Consider the following 15,871-nt stretch of genomic DNA (forward strand, 5'->3'; position numbering starts at 1 on the left):
CGATGATCAGCGCGACTCGATCCCGACATCCTGCCCGCGCGGAGGTGGTGCGCGACGCGGCCAGGACGGCGCCCGCGGAGCGCGCCGTGCAGCGCGCGCCGTCGCCCTCCGCGGAGCGCTACCGCGCGCTGGTCGAGGCGCATTTCGACTTCATCTGGCGCTCGTTGCGCGGGCTCGGCGTGCCCGCCGGCTCGGCCGACGACGCCGCGCAGCACGTCTTCCTGATCGCCTACCAGAAGCTCGCCGAGATCGCGCCCGATCGCGAGCGCTCCTTCCTCTTCGGGACGGCGCTGGGGGTCGCGGCGAACGCGCGCCGCGCCGGCGCGCGGCGGCGCGAGCTCTGCGACGACGGCGCGATGGCAGCCGCGGCCGACGACGCGCCGAACCCGGAGCAGCTCATCGAGATGAAGCAGGCGCGGGCGCTGCTCGACGACGTGCTCGACGCGATGGAGGAGGACCTCCGCGTCGTCTTCGTCCTCTTCGAGCTCGAGGGCGTCCCGACCGAGGAGATCGCCGCGATGCTCGGCCTCGCGAAGGGCACCGTCGCTTCCCGCCTCCGCCGCGCGCGAGAGGACTTTCGCGTGATCGCGAGGCGCGTCCAGGCGAGGGCGCTGCACCGGGGAGGCGAGCGATGACCGATCCGAAGCCGCTTCGAGACGAGGAGGCGACCGAGTTCGAGCGCGCGCTGCTCCGCTCGTGGAAGCAGGAGTCTCCGTCCTCGTCGGCGCGCGCGCGCGCGCTCGCCATCGCCGGGCTCGCCGCGGACGGGGCCGCAGGGGGCGGGGCCACAGGGGAGACAACCGCCGCGCCCGCTCCGTCCGCCGCGCCCGCGCCGAAGGCGGGCGCCGGCAAGCTGCTGGCGCTCGCGAAGTGGGGCCTCGGGGCGGTGATCGGCGTCGGCCTCCTCGGCGCGGGCGTCGCGCTCCTCCGGCCGTCGGCGCCTCCCTCCGCGGCGGCACCGTCGAGCGAGCCGCAGGCCACGCTCACGCCGCCCACCGCCGTCGAGCCGCCGGCGGCGAGCGCGGCGCCGGTCGCGCCCGCGCCGCCTCCCTCCGGGCCCGTGACGCAAACGCCGCTCCAGGCGAGCGCCCCGCCGCTCCAAGCGCCCGCCGCCGCCGCGAGCCCGCCGCGCCCGAAGAGCGCCGCGCCGCGCGCGGGATCCGCTCGCGGCGCGCCGAGCGACGCGCTCGGCGAGCAGGCCGCCATCGACGCGCTCGGCGAGCAGGTCGCCATGATCGATCGCGCGCGCGACGCGCTCGCCGCCGGCGACGCGGCGGGGTGCCTCGCGGCGCTCGACGCCCACGACAGCAAGTTTCCTCGGAGCGCGATGGGAGAGGAGGCCACCGTGCTCCGCATCGAGGCGCTGATCCGGCTCGGCGATCGGGCCCGTGCGGCCGAGCTGGGCCAGCGCTTCCTCGCCTCGCGCCCGACGAGCGCGCATGCCTCGGGCGTGCGCGCACTCCTCGGCGCGGCGAAGGAGCCTTGATCGAGCGGCGCGCACGCGCGCCTCGCGCGGCCTGCTCGCCCGCTTGCGCAAACGTGCTTTCGAGGGCGCCGGAGAGCGTGCCTGTCGTGTCCGGTTCGTCGAAGGGTTCGAGCGCTGTCAGCGCAAGAGTGTTCAACAGAGAGGTCTCGTATGGTCTGGTCGTCATGGAGCAAGCGCCACGCGCGGAAGGCGGTCCTGGTGGGAGCGGCGATGGCGCGCCTCTCGCTGCCGGGGAGCGCCGCGGCGCAGGAGGCGGTCGCCCCGGCGTGGGACGAGACCGAGCGTCGGGAAGACATCGTCCAGCGACGCGAGCGCGCCGCGCTCCTTGCGACGCACCTCCATGACGTGATCAGGCTGCACTCCGCCGGGAAAGCGGTGCCCGTCCTCTTCAGCGGTATCGGCGGGGCGAGCCTCGCCTTGAGCCTGACCGTGGCCCCGGCCGAGCCTCGCTTCCTCGCCTGGACCGCCGGCTCCGCGACGTTGCTCGCGGGAGGCATCGCCGCGCTCGCCGCGCCGGAGGCGTACCGGCGCGACACGCTGGGGGCCGCCGCGCAGCTCTCACAAGGCAGCTTCTGGCTCGGGCTCGCGCTCTTCACGGACAGCGGCCTCGCGAGGGCGACGCCGATCGCGCTGTCGTCGGGATATTACGTGTCCGGCTTGCTCTCCGGGCTGAACCTGGCGCTGTCCGACTACACTCCTGCTTCCCGCCTCCGCGCCGACCATGCGCTGGTGGCGACGCCCGAATGGCGCGCGCGGCTGTCAGGCGCGCAGATCGCGAGCATCGAGCGGGATCTCCTGGCCACCGCGCCTGCGATCCCGAGCTGGGCCATCTACCTCCCGGTCGCGCTCGGCGGGGTCGCCGCTACCGCGCCCGCGTGGAACGGCGATCTGCCAGCAGAGAGGCGGATGTTGAGCTTGACGTCCGGTCTCCTCGCCTCCGTGTGGTCGCTCGCCGCCATGTTCGATCCCGAACATCCAGCGCAGTCCTACCAGCGGGACCTGCGCAGGGCCGGCCTGCAGGTCGCGCCTTCAGGACCCGGCGGCAACATGGGTCTCACGGTCTCGGGCAAGTTCTAGAGCCACAGACGGGCTGAAGCCACACGCGAACAGCGAGGAGTCGAACCGGCAGGGCCTGTCGTTGCCCGCCCCGCCATCGCGCTCGTGTCTCCTGGGTCGACCTCTGGAGGAGCTCGGGGACACAGCAGTGATTGTCATCGTTTCGCGCTCCTTCGAGCGCTCATCGAGGAGGATTGGCCATGCGCAACGTTCTCATCGTCGTGTTCGTGCTCATCGTGGGATGTGGCGGGGAGGCTCCGGCCGCGCGCTGGGTGGCCTGCGAGTTCACCGGTAGCACCCCGGGCGGCGTGACGGTCCGTAGCTGCGCCGAGCTCGAGACCGACGACCCGGACAAGCACGAAAGCGAGTGCACGGACAGGTCAAACCTCGAGGCCGAGCTCGTCGATCGATGCTCTACCGACGACGTGCTCGGCACCTGCGTCCTCACCGGCGACGGCGAGACCATGACGACGTACCATTATGCAACAGAGCTCCTCACGGCCGATATCGTCAAGCCGCTCTGCGAAGCGACGAATGGCACCTGGACGCCGCGCTGACGCGCTGCCCCGGTGCGTGTCACCGCGGTCCCGAGCGCCTCGACAGCGGTGTGTTCCGGCGGCTGACGGGATCGATCGGTCACCATGATCCCGCTGGCGCGCAGCAGCGTCGGTCCGGCGCAAGTCGACACAATTCGGCACGAGTTCACGGGACGGCCAGCGCCGAGCGCTGCGCCGCCGGATCAGCGGATCAGCGGGAGACGAGGTCCGTCATCCAGGGCACGTCGGGGGTCGTTCCCAGGACCATGGTGGCCCACTGCCGGTCGTCCATCCGCTCGAAGCCCTCTGTGACGGCCTCGAAGTACGACGAGGCGAGCCCCACGAACGCGCGGGGCGCGCCGCCGCAGGGGTCCGCCGTCACGACCATGAGCCGCGGCAGGCCGGTGCCGACGTGCAGCACGCGGCCGACCGGCGCTCCGTCCTCGGTCGGCTGGGTGTGCACGTCGGCGATCGTCGGATCCCGCTCCAGGCTCTTCATCTGGTCGAAGAAGAGCTGCATGTACCACCCCTCGACCGAGGGCCCACCGCACCCTTGCACCTGAACCTTCACGGCCTGGTTGATGAAATCGAGGTGCTCCTGGGTGAGGGGCAGACCGGCGCGCTCGTTCGCGGCCATCTCGCCGAGCGTCCGCGCGACGTCGTGGAGCTGCGAGAAGTACGCCGACACCCTCTGCCCGAGCTGCGGCGCGCTCGACAGATCGAGCGCGCCGACGATCTCGACGCCGTGCTCGGCCAGCTCGGCGATGCGCGTGAAGAACGCCGGGTACGGGTCGACGTACGCGTCCGGGAACTCGCACGTGTCCCCGCCCGTGTACGACTGCTTGGCGTAGAGCAGCGTGTCATGGCGGAGCTCGGCCCAGGAGGCGAGCTGGGTGCTCAGCAGGCGCCGGCCCCACGCCTCGGTCTTCGCCACCCCGGGCAGCCCCTCGCCGTCGCCGATCGCCCGCGCCGGCGACAGCTCCCGCAGCGCGCCGAGCCAGCGATTGTAAAGGTTCTTGCCCCAGAAATCCCCGGGGTGCGCGTCGACGAGCACGCGCATCATGTGCAGGTCCGGCGCGTAGGGGAACTTCCCGAGCTCCGGCGCGAGCAGCTGGCCTGCCTGATCGTTCCCGAGCGCGGCGAAGCCCACGTCGAGCGGGTCCGGCATCATGCGCTTGACGGCGCCGCCCTTCACCCGGTCGAAGACCACGTTCGAGAAGACGTGGGAGTCGACGACGTACCGCTGGCCGAGCAGCGCGAAGCTCGACGAGAGGGGCATCGTGCCCTTGCCGAGCCCGTTGATCATGATGTGGCTCGAGATCCGCTGCGTCCCGTGGCCCTCCTTCACGATGACGTCGGCGATCCGCGCGTCCGGGACGCCGGCGAGGCCGGCGGCGTCGCTGAGGCCGAGGTCGGCGAGCAGGTCGTCGAGCTCCGGCAGGGTCATATAGTCGCTCTCGCCGACGAAGGCCTGGATCGCGTCGTCGATGCGCTTGTAGCGGGCGACGGTCTCCGCGTCGGCCAGGGCGCGCAGCACGTACGCGCCCTCGAGGTGCCGCCGCTGGAAGCGCTGGGTGCCATCCTGCTGGGTCTCGAGGAAGCGGAAATCGACGCGGCCGAGCCACATCATGCCGCGGAAGTAGCGCTCGAGCTCGGGGTGCATCTCGTCGACGTAGTGGCCGCGGGGCTCGAACTGCGAGAAGTCCATGAGCCGGTCCGAGCCGAAGAGGCGGACCTCCTTCATGCCCTGGTGGGCCTCGGCGCCCGCGACGAGCTCGTCGATCGCCGCGGCGCTGGCGCCCGCGACGGGGGCGACGGGCGCGCCGTCGAGCAGCGCGAGCGCGACGGCCGTGAAGAGATCCGCGTCCGCGCGCGCCTCGGCGCCGAGCTCCGCTCCGGCGCCCGAGGCGAGCCGCGCGCGCATCTGCTTCAGCATCGTCCCGAGCTCGGGCGCGAGCGAGGCCAGCTCCACCGCCTTCAGGATCGCGTCGTACGAGCGGTGGACCGCGAACAGCACCGAGTCCGCGGACACGTAGAGCGGCAGGTCGAGCGAGTAGATGCTCTCGTAGCCATAGACGAAGGTCGGGAAGGACTTCTTGCTCGAAATGACGAAGCCGTTCGCGGAGAGCTTCGCGAGCTCGTCCTCGTCGAGCGCGAGCGCGGTGCCCTGGAGGAGCGAGAGGCCCGCGGCGTCCGCCGGCGCATAGGACAGGCCCGACGCGAAGGGGACGGGGTACCGCGAGGCGAAATCCTCGGCGCTCATGCTCGCCGAGGCATCCCGCTCGGCGAGCAGCGCGGTGAGCTCCGCCTGCTGCTCGGGCCCTAGCTCCGTGGACGGCAGCTGGGTGCCGTCGGCGCCGGGCGGGGGCTGGCTCCCCTCGCCCGAACAGCCGGCGGCGAGGGCGACGAGTATCGGGATGACGTGAAGGCGAAGAAGCAGGTTGCGCATCGTGCTCCCCTTTCGAAGCGTGCCCCTGAGAGCCCGGGGCGCGACGGCCCTGAAAGCAAAGGTGGTGCCGATGGCGCGCGATGCGGGGTCGTCCTGCCTCCGGGGACGATCGTGCGACCCCGTGAGCCGTGGGCCTCCCCTCGGGGGACTTCAGCAGAGGAACCTCGCTTGACCCGCCCGTTGAAGCTCGTCCGACCGCCGCCGCCCGCCCCGAAGCAGGCCTTCGCGGGCGACGACGCGGCCCTCGTGCACGCGTTCCGGCGGGGCGACCCCGGGGCGCGCGCCGCCCTCTACGACCGGTTCGCGGATCACGTCCACCGGGTGCTCTACCGGCTCCTCGGCTTCAGCCACGACCTGGCCGACCTGCACCACGACGTCTTCGTCCGCGCGCTCGGCTCGCTGCCGGGCCTCGAGGACCCGAGCGCGCTCAAGGGCTGGCTCACGATGATCGCGGTGCACGTGGCGCGCTCGTCGATCACCCGCAGGAAGCGGCGCAGCTGGCTCTGGTTCCTGCCGAGCGAGGAGCTGCCCGAGGTCGAGTCCGGCGCGGCGTCGGGCGACGTGCTGGACGCCTTGCGCGCGACCTATGCGGTCCTCGACGCGCTCCCGGTGGACGAGCGGATCGCCTTCGCTCTCCGGTTCATCGACGGCATGGAGCTCACCGAGGTCGCCGCGGCGTGCGACACCTCGCTCGCGACGATCAAGCGGCGGCTCTCCCGCGCCGGCGCCCGCTTCGAGGCCGAAGCGCGCAAGCAGCCCGCGCTCGAGGCGTGGCTCGATGGAGGTACCCGGTGGGGCAATCCGAGCGCCCGCTGACCACCCTGGGGCGGCGCGTGGCCGAGCTTCAGGACCGGATGCCGGCGGCGCGGCTCGATCGCGAGCGCGGGCGGGCGCGGCTGCTCGCGGCGGCGCCGGTGCCCGATGCGGAGCCGGCCGGGCGCGGAGAGCGGCCCCGCCGTGAGTCTTCCTGGCGGCGGACGAGGCCTGGAAGGCCGTTCGCTGTGCGGCTCGCCGCCTCGCTGGCGGCGGTGGCCCTGCTCGCCGCCGCGCTCGCGATCGCGCTCGTGGCGCGCCCCCGCGCTCCGATGCGCTTCGCGCTCGGGGCGGCCGAGCCAGGGGTCGTCGGCGCGTGGATCGCCGCGCCGGCCACGGCGGAGCTGCCGATCCGGTTCTCCGACGGCTCGCTGCTCCGCCTCGCGCCGGGGGGGCGCGCCCGCGTCGCCTCGGTGGGCGCAGACGGCGCGGAGCTCTCCCTCGAGCGAGGCGCGCTCGATCTCTCGGTCGTCCACCGCGAGGGCGCGCGCTGGACGGTGCGGGTCGGGCCGTTCCAGGTCCACGTGATCGGGACGCGCTTCGAGATCCGGTGGGACCCGGTGACCGAGCAGCTCGTTGTCGCGCTGCACGAGGGGGCGATCACGGTCTCCGGGCCGGTCGTGGGCGATTCGCGCGCCGTCCGCGCCGGCGAGCGGCTCACGATCTCGCCTGCGACGAACACCCTCGAGGTCGGCGCGATCGACGCTGCCGCCGGCCCCCCATCGACGGCGACCCCGCCCGGCGCGGCTGCCACGAGCGCGGCCCATCCAGGCGCGCCTGCCCCGAGCGAAGCCGCTCCAGGCGCGCCTGCCCCGAGCGAAGCCGCTCCGGGCGCGGCTGCGACCTCGACGAGCGGGCCGCCGGCGACCGCCCGCGCACCGGGCGCCAGGGCGGCCGCGCTGCAAGGGCAAGCAGGCGGCGAGGGCTCGGTCTCTCCCCTGCCCGCGCACCGAGAGACGCCGTCGTGGCGCGCCCTGGCCCTCGAGGCCAGGTACAGGGACGCCCTGGCCGCCGCGGAGGGCGAGGGCTTCGACGCGCTCTGCGACGCCGCGGGCGCGAGCGATCTGCACGCGCTCGGCGACGCGGCCCGGCTCGGCGGGAGCCCGGCGCGCGCCGCCCAGGCCTTCGCCTCCCTCCGCGCCCGGTTCCCCAGCTCGCCCGAGGCCGCGTCGGCGGCGTTCATGCTGGGGAGGATCGCCCAGGACCAGAGCAAGGACCACGCGGCCGCCGCGCGCTGGTTCGCCCGGTACCTGCGCGAGCAGCCGGCGGGCGCGTTCGCCGCCGATGCCGCGGGGCGCCTCGTCGAGGCGGAGGACAGGCGGGGCGACGAGGCGGGCGCCCGAAGGGCGGCCGAGCAGTACCTCGCCGCTCATCCGAGCGGCTCGCACGCGGGGTACGCGAAGCACGTGCTCGCGCGTGGATCGAAGGCGGTCCCCCCCGGAGGCTCTCCTGCCACGCCCGTTCCCCCCGGAGGCTCGCCCGGCGCGCCGGGCCCTGCCGCCGAGCCTCCCTCGCCGTGAGGCGCCGCGCCGCGACGCCCCTCTTCCTCGCCTTCCTCGCCGGGGCCACGCTCGCGGCAGGGGCCGCGCTCGCGGAGGGCGCGCGCGCCGGCGAGACCCGGACCGAGGCCGCCTCGACCATCGCTGTCCTCTGCGCCCCGGGCGATCGCTTCGGCCTGCGGATCGTGGCCGAGATCGAGTCGCTGGGCTTCCGGGCGGAGCGCCTCGACCCCGCGGCCGAGCCGGCGTCGCGCGCGTCCCTCGAGGCCTCGGCGCTGGAGGTGGGCGCCATCGCCGCGATCCGCGCCGTCCCCTCCGAGCGCGGCGTCGAGATCTGGATCGCCGATCGGGTGACCGGCAAGACCGTCCTCCGCGAGATGGCGGACGACGACGGCACGCCCGACCGCGACGCGGCGCTCGCGCTCCGCGCCGTCGAGCTCCTGCGCGCCAGCCTCCTCGAGGCCGGCCTGCCCGCGCCCCCGCCCGGAGAGGTGCCCGCGACGCCCGAGATCCGCGAGAAGCTGCGGGTCCGCGCGCCGGACACGCTGCCCGCGCCGGCCCAGAGTCCGTCGCCGGCGCTCCGCCTCGCGCTCGCTCCCGGTGTGCTGCTGAGCCCAGGCGGCTTCGGCGCGGCGGTCAGCATCGACGTCGGCCTCTCCTGGCTGCCGAGCGAGAACGTAGGCGCGATCGCGTTCGCCGCGATTCCGGTGAGCTCCCACCAGATCGAGCGATCGCAAGGCACCGCCGAGCTCTCCGTCCTGCTCGCCGGTGGAGGCGCTCGCTTCCAGCTGGCCCCGCGCGACAGCCCGTGGGCGGCCTCGGCGGATCTCGGCTTCTCTGCCGTGCTGCTCTGGAGCACGGGGGTGGCCAGCAAAGGCTTCCGCTCGAGCGCATCCGCCGCGGTGACCGCCAGCCCCTTCGCGGGCGCCGGCCTCTCCTTCACCCTGACCCCCACGTTCCGGCTGCGCGCCGACGCCGTCGCCAGCGTGCTCGTCGAGGGTGTCTCCGTCCGGTTCGTCGAGCGAGAGACAGCCACCTGGGGCAAACCGTTCATCCTCTCTTCAGCCGGCATCGAGATCGATCTGTTTTTATGAGCCGCCGTCACGCGCCGGAAGGACTTCACCTCTGGAGCCTGGCCTGGAGGTCGTTCGAATGAAACGATGGATGATGGTCCTCGGAGCGATGGCGGTGATGAACAGCGGATGTGAGGAGATCGTCTTCAATCCCATTCAAAATGGGGGTTGGGATGGCCCCTCGGACCCCGGCGTGCCCGACGCCGATGAGGATGTGGACGACGAGGACGACGGCACCTCGGCCGTCCACGCCATCGCGCTGCGAGGCAGCGATGTGGTCCCCGGCTCCGTCTACTTCACGAGCAGTCCACCGCCCTGGGAGGCCCCGGACGCGCTCGTCCTGTACTTCAGCAACGCTGTCGAGCAGTGCGCCCAGCCCGTGCTCGATCTCGAGGCCGGCGTCGACTGTGACAAGGCAGGTACCTGGCAATTCATCCTGATGATTCCGCCCGAGCTCAACGAGCCAGGTCTCATCGATCTCTCCGCCATGCACATCCCCTTCTCCAAAACTGTGGTCTTCTCCGGTTGCGGTGGCGCGGGCGGCTCGGGCCCCGGCCATCAGGGCACGCTCGAGATCGTCAGCAGCGACGAGACCTCGCTGTTCGTGAAGGTGCGCGGCGCGGGCGACGAGAACTGGCCGGTCGACGGCGATTACACGGTCCAGCGCTGCGGGACATAGCGCCGCGGTCGCACGACGGCTGGCCGCCGGGCGCCGGTGGAAACGGAAACAGCGCAGCGTGCCCGCGCGGCAGGCGTCGGGGGATTCTCGGCGAATTCCCGCTCTTCCCCCTCGTCATCGCAGGCGAGCCGGCGCGAGGGCGCCCCGCCATTTCCGATGGCGGAGCGCGGCGCGTTTGGCAACATGCACCGACGCTCGACGCCTCGGAGGCCGCCGCACTGGCCTTCGAAGACCCGCCTATGGCCGATAGTCCACGCTACCTCGTGATCGAGGTCCTGCACGACGGGCCCGAGACGATCCTCTACCGAGCCCGGCGCGAGGAGGACGGCCGGCCGGTGGTGCTCAAGGTCCTGCGGCGTGACCACGCGAGCCCGCGCGCCCTCGGCCGGCTGCGCCACGAGCACGAGGTCGCCAGGGCGCTCGACTCGACGGCCATCGTCAAGGCCCACGGGATCGAGGCGTTCCGGGACCAGATGACGCTGGTCCTGGAGGACTTCGGCGGCCGCTCGCTCGACCGGCTCATCCAGGGGCCGACGCCGCTCGAGCGCTTCTTCCCCCTCGCTCTCCACCTCTCCGGCGCGCTCGCCGAGCTGCATCGACACCGCGTCATCCACAGGGACATCAAGCCCCAGAACCTGCTCTACAACCCCGACACCGGGGAGGTGAAGATCACCGATCTCGGGATCGCCTGCCTCTCGCCCCGCGAATGCCACGACGTCTCCCATGACGGGCTCATCGCGGGGACGCTGGCGTACATGGCGCCCGAGCAGACGGGCCGGATGAACCGCTCCACCGATGAGCGGACCGACCTGTACTCCCTCGGCGTCACCTTTTACGAGCTGCTGACCGGCGCCTTGCCCTTCCAGGCGAGCGATCCCGTGGAATGGGTGTATTGCCATGTCGCCCTCCACCCATCCCCGCCCCACGCGCTCGTCCCCTCGATTCCCCCGCAGCTGTCGGCGGTCGTCCTCAAGCTGCTCTCCAAGTCCGCCGAAGATCGCTACCAGAGCGCGCTCGGCCTGCAGCGCGACCTCGACGAGTGCTTCGCCAGGTGGCGAGCGAGCGGGGCGATTCCGCCCTTCCCGCTCGGTGAGCGCGATCTCTCCGATCGGTTCCAGATCCCGCAGCGGCTCTACGGCCGCGAGCGCGAGCTAGGGGCCCTGCTCGCCGCGTTCGAGCGCGTGGTCGCGAGCGGCCGCCCCGAGCTCGTGCTCGTGTCGGGCTACTCGGGAGTCGGCAAGTCGTCGCTCGTCGCCGAGCTGCGCGGGCCGGTGGTGCGCGAGCGGGGCTTCTTCCTCTCCGGCAAGTTCGAGCAGCTGAGGCGCGACGTCCCGTACCACGCCTTCCTGCAGGCGTTCCGGGCGCTCTTGCGGGAGATCCTGAGCGTGAGCGACGAGGAGCTCGAGCGCTGGCGAGAGCGCCTCCGGGAGGCCGTCGGCGCGACCGGCGCGCTGCTCGCCGGCGTGCTCCCCGAGCTCGCGCTGCTCCTCGGCCCGCAGCCGCCCGCGCCGGAGCTCCCGGGCGTCGAGGCCCGGCACCGGTTCCACGCGGCGCTCCAGCGCTTCGTGGCGGCGTGCGTCCAGAAGGAGCACCCCATGGTGCTCTTCCTCGACGATCTCCAGTGGGCCGACGCCGGCAGCCTCCAGCTGCTCGAGCAGCTCATCACCTACACCGAGACCGAGCACCTCCTGCTCATCGGCGCTTACCGCGACAACGAGGTCGGCCCGGCGCACCCGCTGCCGCTCATGCTGGCCGACGCGCGGAAGCGCGGCGCGACGTTCAGCGACCTCGTCCTCGCGCCGCTCTCCGCCTCCGACGTCGGGGCGCTCGTCGCGGGGACGGTCCACGCCGCGGCCGAGCGCTCCGAGCCGCTCGCGCGGCTCGTCCACGAGAAGACCGGCGGCAACCCCTTCTTCGCGATCCAGTTCCTCTTCGAGCTGCACCAGGAAGGCCTCATCACCTTCGACGCGAAGGCCGGCGCCTTTCGCTGGGACATCGCCGCGATCCGCGGCAAGGGGTTCACCGACAACGTCGTCGAGCTGATGGTGGGCAAGCTGAAGCGGCTCCCCGTCCCGACGCAGGACGCGCTCAAGCTCGCCGCGTGCCTCGGCGCCAGCCTGGACCTCGACATCCTCGCCCTGGTCGCGCGCCGCCCTGCAGCCGAGCTCGCCGAGGCCCTCGCCGAGGCCGTGCGCGAGGGGCTGCTGCTCCGCCGGGGCGCTGGTTACCGCTTCCTCCATGACCGGGTGCAGCAGGCCGCCCACGCGCTCATCCCCGCCGGACAGCTCGCCGAGGTGCACCTCTGCATCGGCCGGCTGCTCCTGAAGGGTCAGCGCGAGGAGGCGCTCTTCGACGTCGTGGGGCACCTCAACCGCGGCGCCGCGCTCATCCGTTCCCAGGCCGAGCGCGACGATCTCGCCGCGCTGAACCTCCGCGCCGGCAGGAGGGCCAAGGCCGCAGCGGCCTTCCAGTCCGCCGCCGCGCTCTTCGCCGCGGGCCTCTCCCTGCTCGCGCCGGGCTGCTGGGAGGCGCGGCACGAGCTGACCTACGATCTGACCTTCGAGCGCGCGCACGCCGCGTACATCACAGGCGGCTTCGACGAGGCCGAGCGGCTGCTGCGAGCGCTGACGGACCACGCCAGGACCGAGGCCGAGCGAGCCGCGGCCGTCGAGCTCGCCATCGCCCTCAGCGTGACCCGCGGGCAGTCCGCCCGCGCGGTGGAGATCGGGCTCTCGTTCCTCCGCTCCTGCGACATCGACCTGTCGATCCCGCTCACCGGAGCGCGGCTCGCCGAGGAGACCGAGGGCGTCTGGCAGGCCCTGGGCGACCGGGCGATCGAGGGCCTGATCCACCTGCCTCCCATGACGCACCCGACGTGCAAGATCGCGATGAACGTCCTGGCGAGCGTGTCTGTCCCCGCGTACTTCGTGCACCCGGACCTGAACTACCTCGTCGTCGCGCGCATGGTGAAGCTCAGCCTGCAGCACGGCAACGCCGCGAGCTCGCCTCACGCGTATGCGGCGTTCGCGAAGGTGATCGGCCCGAAATACGGGCGATACCAGGAGGGATATCTGTTCGGCAAGCTCGGTCATGACCTGGTGGAGAGGGACAACCTCCTCGCCATGAAGGCCATGGTCTCTTCCTTGTTCGGCAATCTGATCATCTTCTGGAAGCGCCATTACCGAGAGACGTATCCGTACACGCGCGCCGGCTTCAACGCCGCGATCGAGACCGGCAACCTGAACGACGCGTGCTTCCTCTGCATCTGGGCCCCGCTGTTCCCGCTGCTCGCCGGCGAGCCGCTGGAGGACGTCCTCCGCGAGGTCGAGGAGCACCTCCGCTTCGTGCGCAAGACCGGATACGAGTTCGTCTACAACATCCTCCTGAGCGCCTACGCGCTGGTCCAGGCGCTGCGAGGCAGGCCGGCCCGGCTCCCGATGATGGATGGATCCGAGCTGGATCCCGGCGCGTTCGAGGCGCGGCTGCCTCCCGGGGACATGGGCGGCGTGCTCGCCTTCTACTGCAGCCTGAAGGCCCAGGGGCTGTTCTTGCTCGGCTCCCCCGGGGAGGCGCGCGAGGCGACGCGCCGGGTGATCATCGACAGGCCCTGGAGGAGCGAACCGCAGGCGCTCGTGGCGGAGGACTTCTATTATCACGCGCTCGCGCTCGCGGCGCTCGTCGACGACGATGCGCACGATGCGCGCAGCCCGCACAAGGCGCCCCCGTCGCCAGAGCGGGAGCTGCCGGACGGGCTGCTCGACTGCGAGCGGCAGCTCGGCGAGTGGGCCAGGAACGGCCCCGACAACTACCTTCACAAGCACGCTTTGGTCCGCGCCGAGATCGCCCGGCTCCGCGGGCAGGAACCGGAGGCGGCCCGGCTCTACGAGCAGGCCGCGTCGGCCGCGCGGGAGGGCGGCTTCGTCCAGCACGAGGCCATCGCCTGCGAGCTCGCCGCGGGGTTCTACCGCGCGTGCGGCCTCTTCACGGCCGCCGACGCCCACCTCCAGAAGGCGCGCGCCGCCTACTTCCGCTGGGGCGCCCACGCCAAGGTCGAGCAGCTCGACCAGCGGTATCCCTTCCTCGTCGAGCGAAAGCCGATCGCCCCCACCGTCACCTTCGCCGTCCGCGCCGAGCAGTTCGACGTCCTCTCCGTCGTCAAGGCCTCTCAGGGCATCTCCGGTGAGCTCAAGCTCCCGCGCCTGCTCGAGATGCTGCTGCGCACGGTGATCGAGCACGCGGGCGCCGAGGAAGGCTACGTGCTCCTGGCCCGAGAAGATCGCCTGTCGACCGCGGCGGCGATCGCCGCGTCCGGGGGCGCCGCGCGGCTGCTCGACGCGGGCGAGGCCGCGGCGGCCGCCCTGCCGCAGTCCATCCTCAACTACGTTCGCCGCAGCCACGAGCGCGTGCTGCTCGACGACGCCGCCGGGAGGCACCCTTTCCTCGAAGAGGAGTATTTCACGCGGAAGAAGCCGAGATCGGTGCTGTGCCTGCCCATCGTGCGCCAGGCGCGGCTGCTCGGCGTGCTCTACCTGGAGAACCGGCTCGTGGCCGGGGCGTTCACCCCGGGGCGGCTCACCGTGCTCGAGCTGCTCGCGTCGCAGTCGGCCATCTCGCTCGAGAACGCCATGCTCTACGCCGATATCGAGCAGGAGAACGCCGAGCGGCGCCGGGCGGAGCGCGAGCTCCGCGAGAGCCAGGCCACGCTGCAGGCCATCATCGACAACTCCTCCGCGTGCATCTTCCTCAAGGATCGCGACGGCCGGCACCTGCTCGCCAACCGCGGGGTGAGCCGCGCCCTCGGCAGGCCGCTCGATCAGATCGTCGGAAAGACAAGCGCCGAGCTCCTGCCTGCCGAGCGCGCCGTGGCGCTGGACGCGCACGACCGGCAGGTGCTCGACAGGGGCGAGCCGCTCGAGTTCGAGGAAGAGCTGATCATGGAGGACGGACCGCACACCTACCTGTCGGTCAAGTTCCCGCTCGGCGAGGACGTGATGCCCGGCGTGATCTGCGGCGTCTCCACCGACATCACCCAGCGCAAGCGCGCCGAGCTCGCCGAGCGCTTCCTCGCCGAAGCGAGCCGCAAGCTCATGGCCCTCGGCTACGGCGCCACCCTCGAGAGCGTCGCGCAGCTCGCCGTGCCCGAGCTGGCCGACCAGTGCGTGGTCGACGTACGCCTCGATCCGGACGCTCCGGAGCGCACGGCCACCGCGGGCGTGCCTGCCGAGCTCGCAGGGGCGGTGATCGACGCGCTGCAGCCGCTCTCGGCCGCATCGCTGAGCCGCCCCGAGGTGGGCGACGTCCGCGCCGCGCCCCTGCTGGAGCGGCTCGGCGTTCACGCCTTGCTCCGGGCTCCGCTCCTCGCGCGCGACCGGTGCTTCGGCGTCATGACCCTGCTGGCGACCGCGCCACGGCGCCCCTACGGCCCCGCCGACCTGTGGCTGGCCCAGGAGCTGGCGAGCCGCGCCGCCCTCACCCTCGACAACAGCCGCCTGTTCACCGAGGCCCAGGAGGCCATCGAGCGCCGCGACGAGTTCCTCCTCGTCGCCTCGCACGAGCTCAAGACCCCGCTCACCTCGCTCAAGATGCAGGCCCACCTCCTCGCCCGGCTCCTGCCCCGCTTCCAGCGCGCCGAGATCGCCCCCGAGCGCATCGACGCCGCGATCCAGGTCCTGAGCCGCCAGATCGCGCGCCTCGCCCACCTGGTCAACGAGCTGCTCGACGTCACCCGCCTCAACGCCGGCCGGCTCACCCTCGCGCGCGCCCCCCTCGACCTGGCGGCCCTGGCGCGCGAGGTCGTCGAGCGGATGCACCAGCAGCTCACCGACGCCCGCTGCCGCACCCAGCTCGAGCTGGAAGGGCCCGTGATCGGGGACTGGGATGCTTCTCGGATGGAGCAGGTCCTCATCAACCTCCTGTCCAACGCGATCAAGTACGGCGCGGGGTCCCCCATTCACGTCGTCGTGCGCGGCCTGGAAGGCCGCGCGCTGCTCGTCGTCCGCGACCACGGCATCGGCATCGCGCAGGCCGACCAGGCCAGGATCTTCGAGCGCTTCGAGCGCGCCGTCTCCGTACGCAACTTCGGCGGCCTCGGCCTCGGCCTCTACATCGTGCGGTGGATCGTCACCTCCCACGGCGGCACCATCCGCGTCGAGAGCGCGCCGGGCGCGGGCGCTGCGTTCATCGTCGAGCTCCCCTTGCGCCCGGCCGAGGCGGAGACGGCGGCCGAGGGCACAGGCCAAGGAGAAGGCGCCCTGCTCCCATCGGCCTAGGCGCTCACCGG

At 72.6% G+C, this 15,871-nt stretch carries 10 protein-coding genes; 9 read left to right on the forward strand and 1 reads right to left on the reverse strand.

Annotation, left to right across the window (positions count from 1 at the left end; genetic code table 11):
* The first annotated feature begins 2 nt into the window (after positions 1-2).
* The 4 genes from WMF11_RS30810 (at position 3) to WMF11_RS30825 (ending at position 3,099) form a co-directional block, all read left to right on the forward strand.
* The gene (locus WMF11_RS30810) at positions 3-635 is read left to right on the forward strand and encodes an RNA polymerase sigma factor (RefSeq protein ID WP_437973264.1); all 633 of its coding nucleotides are present in this window, start codon (positions 3-5) and stop codon (positions 633-635) included.
* Entirely contained in the window at positions 632-1,486 is an 855-nt protein-coding gene (locus WMF11_RS30815) for a hypothetical protein (protein ID WP_437973265.1), read from the forward strand. Before WMF11_RS30810 ends, WMF11_RS30815 begins: the two co-directional genes overlap by 4 nt.
* 150 nt (positions 1,487-1,636) lie before the next feature.
* Complete coding sequence (locus tag WMF11_RS30820) at positions 1,637-2,563, forward strand: hypothetical protein (protein ID WP_437973266.1); 927 nt, start codon at positions 1,637-1,639, stop codon at positions 2,561-2,563.
* Between the two features lie 179 nt (positions 2,564-2,742).
* Positions 2,743-3,099 carry a hypothetical protein gene (locus WMF11_RS30825; RefSeq protein ID WP_437973267.1) on the forward strand — a complete coding sequence of 119 codons (357 nt, stop codon included), beginning with the start codon at positions 2,743-2,745 and terminating at the stop codon, positions 3,097-3,099.
* 190 nt (positions 3,100-3,289) lie between these two features.
* On the opposite strand, the gene WMF11_RS30830 is transcribed toward WMF11_RS30825, so the two are convergent.
* A complete protein-coding gene (locus WMF11_RS30830; RefSeq protein ID WP_437973268.1) occupies positions 3,290-5,527 on the reverse strand; it encodes a DUF3160 domain-containing protein in 2,238 nt (745 codons plus the stop codon).
* A 168-nt stretch (positions 5,528-5,695) separates the two neighbouring features.
* On the opposite strand from WMF11_RS30830, the gene WMF11_RS30835 reads away from it, so the two are divergent.
* The 5 genes from WMF11_RS30835 (at position 5,696) to WMF11_RS30855 (ending at position 15,860) form a co-directional block, all read left to right on the forward strand.
* Positions 5,696-6,343 (forward strand): RNA polymerase sigma factor, encoded by a 648-nt coding sequence (locus tag WMF11_RS30835; protein ID WP_437973269.1) that lies wholly within the window; start codon positions 5,696-5,698, stop codon positions 6,341-6,343.
* Positions 6,319-7,860 carry a FecR domain-containing protein gene (locus WMF11_RS30840; RefSeq protein ID WP_437973270.1) on the forward strand — a complete coding sequence of 514 codons (1,542 nt, stop codon included), beginning with the start codon at positions 6,319-6,321 and terminating at the stop codon, positions 7,858-7,860. Before WMF11_RS30835 ends, WMF11_RS30840 begins: the two co-directional genes overlap by 25 nt.
* Positions 7,857-8,933 carry a hypothetical protein gene (locus WMF11_RS30845; RefSeq protein WP_437973271.1) on the forward strand — a complete coding sequence of 359 codons (1,077 nt, stop codon included), beginning with the start codon at positions 7,857-7,859 and terminating at the stop codon, positions 8,931-8,933. Before WMF11_RS30840 ends, WMF11_RS30845 begins: the two co-directional genes overlap by 4 nt.
* Positions 8,934-8,991: 58 nt before the next feature.
* Positions 8,992-9,591: a hypothetical protein gene (locus WMF11_RS30850; protein ID WP_437973272.1), complete on the forward strand. Its 600-nt coding sequence runs from the start codon at positions 8,992-8,994 to the stop codon at positions 9,589-9,591.
* Positions 9,592-9,830: 239 nt separating this feature from the next.
* Positions 9,831-15,860 (forward strand): AAA family ATPase, encoded by a 6,030-nt coding sequence (locus WMF11_RS30855; protein WP_437973273.1) that lies wholly within the window; start codon positions 9,831-9,833, stop codon positions 15,858-15,860.
* Positions 15,861-15,871: the final 11 nt, after the last annotated feature.

The sequence above is a fragment of the Sorangium sp. So ce295 genome (assembly GCF_051527405.1).
Lineage (GTDB): Bacteria > Myxococcota_A > Polyangia > Polyangiales > Polyangiaceae > Sorangium > Sorangium cellulosum_B.